11 protein-coding genes are annotated in these 12,046 nt (G+C 69.4%); 4 read left to right on the top strand and 7 right to left on the bottom strand.

The features are described 5' to 3' along the window. Nucleotides 1-5: 5 nt before the first annotated feature. Both NAF06_RS13290 and NAF06_RS13295 read right to left on the bottom strand, forming a co-directional pair. Nucleotides 6-1,058, bottom strand: a complete 1,053-nt coding sequence (locus NAF06_RS13290) for a glycosyltransferase family 4 protein (RefSeq protein WP_008581157.1) — start codon at nt 1,056-1,058, stop codon at nt 6-8. 37 nt (nt 1,059-1,095) lie between these two features. Continuing rightward, the gene (locus NAF06_RS13295) at nt 1,096-1,962 is read right to left on the bottom strand and encodes a hypothetical protein (protein WP_008581159.1); all 867 of its coding nucleotides are present in this window, start codon (nt 1,960-1,962) and stop codon (nt 1,096-1,098) included. A gap of 187 nt (nt 1,963-2,149) precedes the next feature. Between NAF06_RS13295 and NAF06_RS13300 the strand changes: the two genes are divergently transcribed. Next, the gene (locus NAF06_RS13300; protein ID WP_008581161.1) at nt 2,150-3,163 is read left to right on the top strand and encodes a lysylphosphatidylglycerol synthase transmembrane domain-containing protein; all 1,014 of its coding nucleotides are present in this window, start codon (nt 2,150-2,152) and stop codon (nt 3,161-3,163) included. A gap of 324 nt (nt 3,164-3,487) precedes the next feature. Next, nucleotides 3,488-4,297, top strand: a complete 810-nt coding sequence (locus NAF06_RS13305; RefSeq protein WP_008581164.1) for an outer membrane protein assembly factor BamB family protein — start codon at nt 3,488-3,490, stop codon at nt 4,295-4,297. Between the two features lie 230 nt (nt 4,298-4,527). On the opposite strand, the gene NAF06_RS13315 is transcribed toward NAF06_RS13305, so the two are convergent. From NAF06_RS13315 to NAF06_RS13330, 4 genes are all read right to left on the bottom strand, one after another. Continuing rightward, the gene (locus NAF06_RS13315; protein ID WP_008581166.1) at nt 4,528-5,004 is read right to left on the bottom strand and encodes a hypothetical protein; all 477 of its coding nucleotides are present in this window, start codon (nt 5,002-5,004) and stop codon (nt 4,528-4,530) included. A 56-nt stretch (nt 5,005-5,060) separates the two neighbouring features. Beyond that, a complete protein-coding gene (locus tag NAF06_RS13320) occupies nt 5,061-5,696 on the bottom strand; it encodes an IS6 family transposase (RefSeq protein WP_251106153.1) in 636 nt (211 codons plus the stop codon). 76 nt (nt 5,697-5,772) lie between these two features. Then, nucleotides 5,773-7,440 (bottom strand): DUF2070 family protein, encoded by a 1,668-nt coding sequence (locus NAF06_RS13325; RefSeq protein ID WP_008581181.1) that lies wholly within the window; start codon nt 7,438-7,440, stop codon nt 5,773-5,775. After that, the gene (locus NAF06_RS13330; RefSeq protein ID WP_008581183.1) at nt 7,440-8,504 is read right to left on the bottom strand and encodes a glycosyltransferase; all 1,065 of its coding nucleotides are present in this window, start codon (nt 8,502-8,504) and stop codon (nt 7,440-7,442) included. Before NAF06_RS13330 ends, NAF06_RS13325 begins: the two co-directional genes overlap by 1 nt. Nucleotides 8,505-8,774: 270 nt before the next feature. Here NAF06_RS13330 and NAF06_RS13335 point away from each other — a divergent pair, with 270 nt between their 5' ends. Both NAF06_RS13335 and moaC read left to right on the top strand, forming a co-directional pair. Next, nucleotides 8,775-10,259 (top strand): bifunctional ADP-dependent NAD(P)H-hydrate dehydratase/NAD(P)H-hydrate epimerase, encoded by a 1,485-nt coding sequence (locus NAF06_RS13335; RefSeq protein ID WP_008581185.1) that lies wholly within the window; start codon nt 8,775-8,777, stop codon nt 10,257-10,259. After that, nucleotides 10,252-10,785, top strand: coding sequence for a cyclic pyranopterin monophosphate synthase MoaC (gene moaC, locus NAF06_RS13340; RefSeq protein ID WP_008581187.1), 534 nt, complete (start codon nt 10,252-10,254; stop codon nt 10,783-10,785). Before NAF06_RS13335 ends, moaC begins: the two co-directional genes overlap by 8 nt. Before the next feature lie 4 nt (nt 10,786-10,789). Here the strand turns inward: moaC and NAF06_RS13345 are convergent, their stop codons facing one another. Next, entirely contained in the window at nt 10,790-11,974 is a 1,185-nt protein-coding gene (locus NAF06_RS13345) for a glycine cleavage system aminomethyltransferase GcvT (RefSeq protein WP_008581189.1), read from the bottom strand. Nucleotides 11,975-12,046: the final 72 nt, after the last annotated feature.

Consider the following 12,046-nt stretch of genomic DNA (forward strand, 5'->3'; position numbering starts at 1 on the left):
GATTCTCAGACGAGATCCGCGTACAGGTCCCTGTAGCGCTCGGCGATCGCCGACAGCGAGAACGCTTCGCTGCGCTCGGCGGCGTTCGCGCCGAGTTCCGCCCGCCGGTCCGCGTCGCGGAGTTCGTCGATGGCCTCGACGAACCCCTCCACGTCGTCGCCGCGAACGCGGTCGTGGTCGCGACCGTTGTCGTCGCGGTCGTCCGTCGCGGTCTCCTCGTCGTCCCGGTCGCCCACCTTCAGGCACTCCTCGCCGTCCGCCAGCCACGAGAACGTCTCGATGTCGCGGACGACGACCGGCTTCCCGGCCGCCATCGCCTCCAGCAGCGCGATCCCCTCGTTCTCCTCGTGGGTCGGGAAACAGAACACGTCGCCCGCGGCGTACGCGCCCCGGATGTCGTCGACGAAGCCCGTGAACGTACAGTTCGACGGGGCCTCGTCGATGAGACGCGTGGTGTCTCTGCCCTTCAGCGACCGGTCTATCGGGCCGAACCAGACGAAGTCCACGTCGGGCATCCGGTGGGCCGTCTCGACGAACGTCTCTAACCCCTTCCGCTTGATCACGTGACCGACGAGGAACACCGTCGGCGGGGAGAGGTCGTAGCGCTCGCGGTACTCGGCTTCGAGCGACTCGAACCCCGCCAGCTTCTCGCGGTCGACGCCGTTCGAGACCACCGTCGTCGGGACATCCGCGTAGCTCTCGATCAGGTCGCGGTTGTACTCGGAGGGGCAGACGAGCAGGTCGGCGAGCCCGTACGCGCGCCGGAGGTACGGCTTGAGCGGCCGCGCGAGCGCGTTGGTGAACCGGAAGCTGTCGCCGAAGTCCTCGGCGGTGACGTGAGTGTGCGCGACCACGGGGACGCCTGCCTGCCGGGCGCGGCGCGCGTGCCAGACCGAGCGCGGGCCCATCACGTTGAGGTGGAGGACGTCGGCGTCGAGCGTCGGCTCCGTCGTGTACTCGATCCCGACGCGGTCGAGCATCTTCCGCTGGTGGTCGACGGAGGCGGCGATGCCGCCCGTGACGTGCTCTTCGAACTCGAAGTAGTGGCTGACCTTCATGTGTGGAGGCGGGCGCGAGCGCGCGGACCGACCGCGCTCACTCGACTTCGAGCCACGGAACCTCCATCAGCGCCGGGATGTACGTCTCGATGTGGTGTTCCCAGACGCCCTCCTCGCCGAACGCCTCGCCGTGGTCCGCGGTGACGACCACGTCGCCGTCGAGCTCTTCGACGAGTTCGGCGACGCTCTCCAAGGCGATCCGGAGGTTCTCCTCGTACATCGACAGCGCGGTGACGCGCGTTCCGTCCGTCACGAGGTCCTTCGGGTCGAGTTCGAGCCACAGCCCCGCCTTCTGGGCGAACTCGCTGTCGTCCAGTCGGCTCTCGATCTTCGGGCGGACCGAGTCGCTGAGCGAGGAGAGCAGGCCGCCGTCGTCGTCGCTCCCGCCGTTCGCCTCCTCTTCCTCCTGTCGTTTGATCCCCTTCTGGATCTGTTTGAGCTTCTGGCCTTTCCCCCGCGAGAGGTAGGGGGCGTGCGGCTGCATGTAGTGGAGGACGGTTCGGTCGGCGCGCTCGACGGCGTCCTGATTGCGGTGGAACGCGTCTGCGAGCCCCTCCGGCGGGACGGTTCCGAGGTCGTCGTCCCAGTCGGTCTTCCAGACGTCGTGGATGTCGCTGATGTGTTCGGAGGCGGTCCACTCGTAGTCGCAGCTCGCGCCCCACTTCAGCTCGTTCAGCGGGATCCCCAGGTCGTTGATGAAGGGGTTCCCGGAGAAGTACGCGATGTCGTGTTCGTCGGTGAACGTGCGGTAGGCCCACTCCGGCGTCGACGAGCCGACGCTCTTCCGCTTTTCGAGCGTCCCGTCGAGGTACTCGTCGTACACGTCCGCGAACACGTCGTACCGGCACGCGTCGAGCACCAGACAGTAGTCCCACTCCGACTCGAGGAACCGCTGATCTTCCATTGGGTGGGTCGTCGGCCCGCCGGTACGTATGTATTCCCATTCGGTCGGACGCGGACTATGCCCCGAGGAGCGAGCCGACGACCGACGCGGCGAGGGGCCGCCCTCGGCGACGACCGACTCGATGGAGGGCCGCCGGTCGGCGGACGCGAAGCAGACGTTTCAAGTTCGCTTCCGCGTCACGTCGCCTATGGAAGGCCCACAACGGCGCGCGCTGATCCTCGGGACGGTCGGCGCGGTCGTCCTCCTCGCGCTGCTGTTCGTCGTCGTCGGGGTCGATCGCGTCGTGGGCGCGCTCGCGGCCGCGGACCCGCTCCTCGTCGCCGCGACCGCCGCGATCGGGCTCTGCTGGCTCGCCGCGTGGAGCCTCATGCTGCGCGCCGTGCTGGGCGCACTCGACGTAGAGCTGTCGGTCGGGACCGCGTTCCTCGTGTACAGCGGTGCGGCCTTCGCGAACAACGTCACCCCGTTCGGGCAGGCGGGCGGGGAGCCGGTCGCCGCCGCGCTCATCTCGAAGGTGGCGGAGGCGCGGTACGAGACCGGACTCGTCGGGATCGCGAGCGTCGACGTACTCAACGTCGTCCCCTCGGTGTCGCTCGTCTTCCTCGGTGTGGGGTCGTACGCGGCCACCACGGCCGTCGGGGACCGCGTCACCGTCGCCGTCGCGAGCGCGGCCGCGCTGATCGCCGCGATCGTCACCGCGATCGCCCTCGTCTGGCGCTACCGCGTCGCGGTCGTTGACCGCGTCCCGGGCGCGATCGGGCCGTTCCTCGGCCGCTTCGACCGGTTCGACGCCGAGACGATCGAGGCCGGACTCGCGGACCGGCTGGGGAACTTCTTCGCGGACATCGAGCGCGTCGGGACCGACCGTCGACGGCTCGTCGGCATCGTCGCGCTCTCGCTCGTCGGGTGGCTGTTTCAGGCGGCCGCGCTCACGGTCGCGTTCGCCGCGGTCGGCCACCCGATCTCGCCGCTGATCCCCGTCTTCGTCGTCCCGCTCTCGTACGTGGCGGGCGCGACGCCGCTCCCCGGCGGTCTCGGCGGCATCGAGGCCGCGCTCGTCGGCCTGCTCGTACCCACGACCGGCGTCGCCGCCTCGGCGATCACCGCCGCGGTCTTGGTCTTCCGCGGCGCAGTGTACTGGCTGCCGATGGTGATCGGCGGCGCGTCGGCGTCGGCGCTGGGCGTCAAGGCGTTCGGGTAGGGCGACTCAGTCGAACGACTCTCCGTCAGCGCGTTCTCGTCCGGAAGGGTCGGTCGCCGAACAGCGCGCGTCGACTACCGGGCGCTCCGCCAGTTCGACGGGCTGCTCTGATCGCTGTGCGGGATCCGGCAAGGGGTCTACGACGGTCCGTCTTCCACCGATCTTATTTCCTCTCACTCTGACGGTGTATCCGTGAACGTCCCCGTCTCTCGACGCGGATTCCTCCGAACCGCCGGCGCGGCCGGAGCAATCGCCCTCTCCGGGTGTTCGCGCCTCGGCGAAGGGGGGAGCGAAGCCGGGGAGTCGGTTCCTCCCGGTGCCGCGATGTTCCGATACAACCCCGCCCGGACGGGCGGACCACCGGACGCGACCGGCCCGACTGACTCGGTGACGGAGCAGTGGGTTGTCCGGACTCAGGGAGGAGTCGCGCGTTCGCTCGCGGTCTTCGACGATTCCGTTTACGTCGGGAGCAACGACGACGCAGTTACCGCTCTCGCCGCGAGCGACGGCACCGAACGGTGGTCGGTCGAGGCCGACGGGCAGATTGGCTGGCCACCGGCGGTCGTCGACGACGCCGTGTACGTCGGCCGTGGCGACGGAACGATCTGTGCGCTGGCCGCCGGCGACGGGACCGAGCGCTGGCGCTTCGACACCGGCAAACGGGTGGCTCCGGCTCCGGCGGTCGTCGACGACACCGTCTACGTCGGGGGTGTCGAGAACGGCGGGGAGGTGCTCTACGCGCTGGACGCGTCCGACGGCACCGAGCGGTGGTCCTTCGAAATGGAGTTCAACGGCTACGCGTCGCCGGCGGTGGTCGACGGCACCGTCTACCTCAACCACGGCGAGAGGAACTGGGCGCTGGACGCCGCCGACGGGACCGAACGGTGGTCGTTCGAGCCCGATGACGCCATGGAAACGGTCGGGACGGGGCCGCCGGCGGTACGGGACGAGACCGTCTACATCGGGGGTCACGATACCGTCTACGCGCTCGCCGCGGACGAGGGCACCGAGGAGTGGTCTTTCGAGGTCGCCGACAGCGTCGGATCCTCGCCCGCAGTGACCGACGGCGCGGTCTACATCGGCGGGAACGACGGGACGGTCTACGCGCTCGCTACCGGCGACGGCACCGAATAGTGGCACTTCGAGGCGGGTAGTTGGGTCTCCTCCGTGGTGGTCGTCGACGGGACCGTCTACGCCGGCAGGGCTGACGGGGCCGTCCACGCGCTCACCGCCGAGTGACGGTCCCCTTCGAGGGGGAACACGCGTACCGCTCGGTTGAACTCGCGATTCAGCGTGTGAATCCAGCAACCGCCAAGTACCTCGACGAGGCCAGTGTGCGGGAAGCGTCCGAGCGGGGCGCGGCGTCACGCGTCGCGCGACCGCTCCGAGCGCCGCCGCAACGCAGCGCCGAGCGCGTACGCCGCGCTTCCGGCCGTGAGCGCGACGGCGAGCGCGACGACCGGTCCGACCCGGAGGCCGGTCAGCAGTTCGGCGCGGGGCGACAGCCCGACCGCGGACGGACGCGGGACCGCGTACCCGCCGTCGCCGAACGCGTCGCCGCGGACGAGCGCCGCGAGCGGCGGAACCACGAAGATCCAGCAGGTCGCGAGGAAGGCGGCACCACAACCCGCGAGGAGGCCGCCGCGACGCCGGCCGGCGCGGGCCGCGAGACCGAGACCGACCGCGACGAGCCCCGCCCAGACGTGATACCGCCACGCGGTCCGGATCGGTTCCCACGGGAGAACGACGAGAAACGAGGCGGCCGCGACGGCGACACCGGCCGTGCCGAGCGTGCGGACGGCGGTCCAGTCCGTACCGAGGAGGAGGGCTTTCGAGGACACGGGTCCCCGGTTTCGGCGGGGTGACAAAAAGATTCAGTCGGTCGCGGCGGCAGTGTTCAGATAAGCTGATTCCATGCGAAGGCGAACGATCTGAGCCACTCGTTTGCTGTTTCTGCTTTGGCGTTGCTAAAACAGTTTGAGAAACTGGTAGTTCTGCGTTTTATCTCACGAAAAACACGTTCGACGCTGTTTCGATTTCCATGTCGTTCGTATCTGAAATCGAGGCCGTGTTTGTCACAAGCTCGGTGGAGTGGAACCGCACCATCAACGAGAAAGATCGCGTCATCTACGTCGTGTTTGTCGCGGAGTTCCGTGAAGAACTGATCTGCGATCACGTTCGTTCTTGTTGGCTCAAGCTTTGTATGTAGCAAATCGTTTGACTGAGGATCGACAGCAGCGTACAGCCAGTATTGTTCATCATCGAGCTGAATCACAGTCTCGTCAACCGCAACGTGATTCGGGCTCCGACCAGCTTCCGGCTGTAGATCGGCTTTGTGTACCCAGTTATGAACGGTGGATCGAACTCGATCAACACCGAATACCTCAAGAAATGAAACAGTATTCGAAAGCGACAGTCCAGACAAATGGAGCTGAATACTGAGCTTCATCAACAGTTTCGGTGTTGCCTCTCGCTCCACAAACTCTAAGTTGATCTCGTCTAAACAGCCGCTGAGGCGGTCGTTTTCGGGCATAGATCACTTTGAAAACGCACCGCCTCACCTTTCAAACCTTATCTGAACACCGCCGTCGCCGCGGGATCGACCCGCCTCAGAAGAACAGCCACAACACGAGCAGCGCGTACAGCGCGACCAGCGCGATGATCGTCAGCCGGATGAGGATGTTGACGCTGAACACGAGCCCGTTGTAGTCGTTTTTGAGGAGCTTCACCGGCTCCGTGCGGCGGCTCGCGAGCCCGACTGTCGCGGGCGCGAGGTCGTCGACGGCGCGGTCGACGGCGCGCTCGATGGCGTCGACGTCCGACTCGCGGGCGTTCGCCAGTTCGTGGATCGACGCGTGCGTGTCCGTCGAGAAGGGGATCACCGCGTCGAACTCCTCGCGATACTCGTCGGCGGTCGCGCGCACGTCCGGCGTGAGCCCGTTCGTGTCGACGCCGATCCACAGGGTCTCCTCCCCGTCCACCTCTTCGACGAACGCCAGCGCGTGCTGGTCCGAGTCCGCCAGCGCGAACCCGGCGGCGTACTCCGAGAGCGGAGCCTCGGCGAGTCGCCCGCGGAAGTCGTCGAACGCGCGCTTCAGCCGGTCCGCCCGCTCCGAGCCGTACTGGATCTCCACGTCGGGACCGTTCTGGATGTCGTGTCTGTGCTGGTCGATCAGCAGCACCTCGTCGTGGTCCACGTCGCGCATGAACACCCCGGTGTCGTAGTCGTCGATCCCTTCGCCGTGGAGGACGATCACCTCCTTGTCGCCGATCCGACGGCCGCGGAACCGGATGTCTCCGTATCCCTCGCGGTCGCCGTAGTCCGCCGTCACGAGCCGGGACGCGCGGTCGGTCGGGTCCGGCTCCGCGACCGCGTCGAGGATCCGCTCCGCGTCCGCCGGGTCCGAGAGGTCCTCCTTGTGCGTACACGGGACGTGGAGGAAGAAGCCGGCGTCGTCGCCGTCGTTGAGCGCGTCGATCAGGTTCCCGCTCAGTTGGCCGCCGCCGAACCCGCCGAGGGGGCCCGGGTGGACCCACGGGGCGGCGAGGGTGAGGCGGTCGCCGTTGTCGACCGCGAGCGTCTCCACGAACGGGCGGGCCTCGACGCCCAGATCCAGCGACTCCCGGTCGTTCCGGAGCAGCCCGGAGGTGAGCGCGAACGCGGAGACGTCTGTGTTGCTCTTGATCAGGTAGTCGACGACGACGAGGACCAGGACGAGGAACCCGGCCGCGATGAGCAGCGAGGCGAACGCGAACACGTGTCGGTACGTCGAGAAACCGAACTCGCTGCCGCCCAGCGCGTAGAAGGCCGCGATGAGCAGTCCGGGCTCCGTCAGCGAGACGAGGAGGATCCGGTCGGAGCGGTCGATACCCGTCGAGACGACGAGCACCAGGATGTTGATCAGGTACAGCGTGATGAAGCTCAGCCAGATGATGCTCCACGCGTTCCCGACGTCGTTCGCGCCGGAGAGCACCAGGGCGTACACGGACAGGACGAACTGGTTGGTGAGCGCGAGGAAGTAGCTCCACGACCGCGGATAGCCGTCGAGCACGCGGGGGAACAGCTCGGCGGCGGCGACGAAGGGGATCAGGAAGACGAGCACCGCGACCGGGACGATCCGGGAGGGGTCGGGCGCGAACGGCGTGAACAGCCAGAGCGCGCCGAACGTTCCGACCCCGTAGACGGCGCTGAGGACGACCAGCGCCGCCGCCTGAACCCGCAGCCCCGGCACGGAGAACACGAGCCGCTGGAAGGCGTCGACGTTGTCCGCGCCCACTACGCGGTCACCCCGTAGATGGACTCCAGTTCGTCTATCGTCTCGGACACGGAGAAGCGCTCGACCGCGGCGCGGGTGTCCCGGTCGCCGCCGAGGCAGTCGCGGACCGCCCGCTCCATGTCGTCGAGGTCGCGCAGCGCGAACCGCGCGCCGTTCTCGGGGCCGATCGTCTCGTCGAAGGGAGCCACGTCGGCGGCGGCGACGGGGGTGCCGCAGGCGTTCGCCTCCAGCGTCGAGAGCCCCAAGGTGTCGCAGGTCGAGGCGGTGACGAAGACGTCGAGCGCGGCGTAGAAGTCCGGGAGCTCCTCGCGCGGCAGGAAGTCGTGGAACCGGACGTTCGCGGGCGCGTCCGCCTCCAGTTCGGCGCGGACCGGTCCCTCGCCGACCAGTTCGAACCGCACGTCGGGGAGCCGCTCCGCGAGCCGGAGGATCTCGTCGACGTTCTTCTTGTGGGTCATCCGCCCGCTGTACCCGACCACCGGGGCGTCGGCCGCGGTCGGCCCGCCGTCGGTCGCGAGCGCCGCAACCCGGGCGTCCGCGCTGGGCCGGAAGCGGTCCATCTCGATCCCCACGGGCAGCCGGTAGGGCTCCACGTCGCGGCGGATCCGAGAGGTCGAGGCCGTGACGCAGTCGAACGCGTTCAGAAAGCGGTTCTCGTAGGCGACGTACGCCCGCCCGGCGAGGGCGGCGAGCCGCTCCGACTTGAGCCCCTGAACGAAGTAGTCCTCGACCGGGGTGTGGTGGGTGTACACGGAGGTCGCGCCGTACCGCTTCGCGTAGCGGAGCCCCATCAGCCCGGTCGACGCCGGGCCGTGACAGTGGACCACGTCGAGGTCGGGCAGCGTCGACAGGCGGCGGTAAAGGGGGAGCCGGTACTGCTTGTAGAAGGGGTTCGGCAGCGACGGGACCGGGATCTCGTGGTCGTCCGGCTCGTGGCTGCTCGCGGGGTAGACGACGTACACGTCGTGACCCCGCGCTTCGAGCCGGTCGCGCCACGCCTGAATGGTGTAGGTGACGCCGTCGATCCCGGGGAAGTAGCTGTCGGTGAAGAAGCCGATGTTCATGGTGGCATCTGGGGGTCGAGCGGTCGCGGTCGGCCGCGGCCGTCGCGGCTGAGTCGGTGTGGAGGGACGGCAACAGGCGCGTCGGCCGCGGAGGGCGTTCCGGAGGCGGCCGCGCCGACGAGTAGTGCCGATACCACGGTTACCTGCCGAATTCACTACCTGACCGCTTCAACATTTTCATTTCCGGTCTCGTCGGAACTCCGGAGCGGCACCGGGATCCGACCCCGCCGAACCCGCCCGCTTAATCCGCGGGCGCTCGAACCGCCGGCCGTGATCACGACCGACCGCATGGCGGCCGTCGACGCCAACGCGGCCGCGCTCGGCGTGCCCCGCAAACAGCTGATGGAGTCGTCCGGCAACGCGGTCGCCCGCGAGGTGCGGGCCGTCGCGGACCCGGGCGCGTCGGTCGCTTTAGTCTGCGGCCGCGGGAACAACGGCGGCGACGCCCTCGTCGCGGCGCGGTTCCTGAAGGGGTACGACGTGACGGTCCACCTGCTCGGCCGCCCGGAGACGATCCGGACCGACATCGCCCGGGAGAACTGGGCGGCGCTCGAACGGGCCGAGATCCCGGCCGAGACCGTCACCGACTCGCGCGACCTCGATCTCACCGGTCCCGACGGCGACGACCCCGACGTCGTCGTCGACGCGATGCTCGGGTCCGGCGTCTCCGGCGCGCTCCGCGAGCCGGAACGCACGGCGGCCGAGGCGATCAACGCGAGCGACGCGACGGTGGTCGCGGTCGACGTTCCCTCCGGCCTCGACGCCGACACGGGCGACCCGACCGGCGGCCCGGACGCGGTCGCGGTCGACGCCGGAGGGGACGCGGTCGCCGTGAACGCCGACCGCGTGGTGACGTTCCACGACGAGAAGCCCGGACTGAGCGCGCTCGACGCGACCGTCACCGTCGCCGACATCGGGATTCCGGCCGCGGCGGAGCGGTACACCGGGCCGGGGGACCTCCTCGGACTCGACCGCGACCCGGACTCGTACAAGGGGGACAACGGCGAGGTCCTCGTGGTCGGCGGCGGGCCGTACGCGGGCGCGCCGACCCTCTCCGCGCTCGCCGCCCTCCGTGCCGGCGCTGACCTCGTCCGCGTGGCCTGTCCCGGGTCGGTCGCGAGCGAGGTTCAGGGCTTCTCGCCGAACCTCATCGTCCGGCCGCTCCCCGGAGACCGCCTAGGCCCCTCGCACGCGGAGCGGATCGCGTCGCTCGCGGCGGGCAGCGACGCCGTCGTTCTCGGCCCGGGACTCGGCGACGGCGACGGGACCGAGAAGTTCGTTCGCGAGTTCCTGACGGGCTACGGAGGCCGCGCGGTCGTCGACGCCGACGCGCTCGGCGTCGTCCCCGAGGTCGACACCGACGCCGACCTGATCTGTACGCCCCATCGGGGCGAACTCGTCAACATGGGCGGCGCGACGGTGGCGGACCCCGACGAGCGCGCCGAACTTGTCCGGGAGTTCGCGGCCGAACTGGGCCACGCGCTGCTCGTGAAGGGGTCGGTCGACGTGATTTCGGACGGCGACGAGATCCGGCTGAACCGCACCGGCAACCCCGGAATGACCGTCGGCGGGACCGGCGACGTGCTGGCGGGGACGGTCGGCGCGCTGGCGGCCGTGACCGACCCGTTCCGGGCGGCCGCGGTCGGCGCGTACGCCGTCGGTCGCGCGGGCGACGCGGCCGCCGGCGCGAACGGGACCGGACTGGTGGCGACGGACTTACCCGACCGGCTGCCGGAGGCGATGCGTAATGAGTGACGAGGGACGCGAGGGCGGTACCGGCGGAGAAGAGGGGTCCGTCGACGGCGACGAACTGACGCACACGACCGCCGACGGCGACGTCCAGATGGTCGACGTCGGGGACAAACCCGACAGCAGCCGCCGCGCGGTCGCCCGCGGCGAGATCCGGTTGACGCCGGAGACGGTCGCCGCGGTCCAGGCGGACGCGGTCGAGAAGGGCGACGTCCTCGCCACCGCGCGGATCGGCGCGGTTCAGGCCGTGAAACACACGTGGGAGACGATCCCGATGTGCCACCAGATCCCGATAACGAACGTCGACACGGAGTTCTCTGTCGGCGACGACCGGATCGAACTGACCGTCGCGGTCGAGACCACCGGGAAGACCGGCTGCGAGATGGAGGCGCTGGAGGGGGTGACGACCGGCCTCAACACGGTCTGGGACATGGTGAAGGCCGCGGAGAAGGACGCCGACGGCGGCTACCCGGATACGCGGATCGCGGACGTGGCGGTCGTCGAGAAGCGGAAGGAACCGGCCGACGGGTAGGTCCTCAGCGGTCGAGGAACGGCGGGATCACGACCTCGGCGCGCTTCTCGTCGCCGCGCACGACGACGCTCACCTCGGTCCCGGCGTCGGCGTACGACTCGTGGAGGTAGCCGAGACCGATCGGCTGATCGAGGGTCGGGCTCATCGTCCCGGAGGTCAGCTTCCCGACGCGGGTGAGGTCGCCGTCGGTGACCGCGTAGCCGCCGCGGGGGACGCCGCGTTCGAGCAGCCGGACGCCGACGAACCGCTCCGTGACGCCCTCCTCCTTCTGGACCTCCAGCGCGTCGCGGCCGACGAACTCCGTGTCGAGTTTCACGACGAAGCCGATCCGCGCCTCGTACGGGGTCCGCGGCTCGTCGTCGGGGTCGAAGTCCTGTCCGGACAGGAGGAACCCCATCTCGGTGCGGAGCGTGTCGCGCGCGCCGAGGCCGCACGGCTGCGCCGGGTCGGGACCGTCGACGAACGCGTCCCACACGGCCTCGACGGAGCCGGCCGGACACATCACCTCGAAGCCGTCCTCGCCGGTGTAGCCGGTGCGCGCGGCCCAGCTCTCGACGCCCGCGACCGCCGCGGTCGTCGCCTCGAACTTCGAGAGGTCGACGACGCGGTCGCGCGGGGTCGCCTCGTCGAGGGCGTCGGCCGCGTCCGGCCCCTGTACCGCGAGCATCGCCCAGTCGTCGGTGACGTTTGCGACGGTCGCGTCGAGCCCCCACTCGTCGCGGTGGTCGACCCACCGGTCGTACATCTGGTCGTCGTGGCCCGCGTTCGGCACGAACAGGTACGCGGGGTCGCCGCTGGGCGCGTCGAGGTCGCCGTCGTGGGCCTCCTCGAACTCCGCGAGCGACGCGGCCGCCTCGCCGGCCGCGGTGCCGTCGGGGAGCCGGTAGACGACCGTGTCGTCGAGCATGACGCCCTCCTCGTTCGTGATCGCCGCGTACTGGGAGTCGCCGGGGTCGAGCGCGCTCACGTCGTTGGTCGTGAGGCGGTTCATCAGGGCGGTCGCGTCCGGGCCGGCGACCTCGATTTCCCCCATGTGCGAGACGTCGAAGACCCCGACCGACTCGCGGACCGCCGCGTGTTCCGTCTGAATGGAGTCGAACTCGACCGGCATCTGCCAGCCGCCGAAGTCGGTGAACTTCGCGCCGCGCGCGTCGTGGGCCCCGTGAAGCGGAGGGAGGCGATCGGTCATACTCGAAGCTCTCTCGGACGAGCCTAAGCTTTTGTGACATCGGCGGTCCGCGGGCTGCGGAGGCGACCGATC

This window comes from Halorubrum hochsteinianum, assembly GCF_023702125.1.
In the GTDB taxonomy this organism is placed as follows: Archaea; Halobacteriota; Halobacteria; order Halobacteriales; family Haloferacaceae; genus Halorubrum; species Halorubrum hochsteinianum.

What these genes read in the sequence shown, in the direction of transcription:
- NAF06_RS13330 (WP_008581183.1), bottom strand. Translation starts at nt 8,504, where the DNA reads ATGAACATCGGCTTCTTCACCGACAGCTACTTCCCCGGGATCGACGGC.
- NAF06_RS13290 (WP_008581157.1), bottom strand. Translation starts at nt 1,058, where the DNA reads ATGAAGGTCAGCCACTACTTCGAGTTCGAAGAGCACGTCACGGGCGGC.
- moaC (WP_008581187.1), top strand. Translation starts at nt 10,252, where the DNA reads ATGAGTGACGAGGGACGCGAGGGCGGTACCGGCGGAGAAGAGGGGTCC.
- NAF06_RS13295 (WP_008581159.1), bottom strand. Translation starts at nt 1,962, where the DNA reads ATGGAAGATCAGCGGTTCCTCGAGTCGGAGTGGGACTACTGTCTGGTG.
- NAF06_RS13345 (WP_008581189.1), bottom strand. Translation starts at nt 11,974, where the DNA reads ATGACCGATCGCCTCCCTCCGCTTCACGGGGCCCACGACGCGCGCGGC.
- NAF06_RS13320 (WP_251106153.1), bottom strand. Translation starts at nt 5,696, where the DNA reads ATGCCCGAAAACGACCGCCTCAGCGGCTGTTTAGACGAGATCAACTTA.
- NAF06_RS13300 (WP_008581161.1), top strand. Translation starts at nt 2,150, where the DNA reads ATGGAAGGCCCACAACGGCGCGCGCTGATCCTCGGGACGGTCGGCGCG.
- NAF06_RS13305 (WP_008581164.1), top strand. Translation starts at nt 3,488, where the DNA reads ATGTTCCGATACAACCCCGCCCGGACGGGCGGACCACCGGACGCGACC.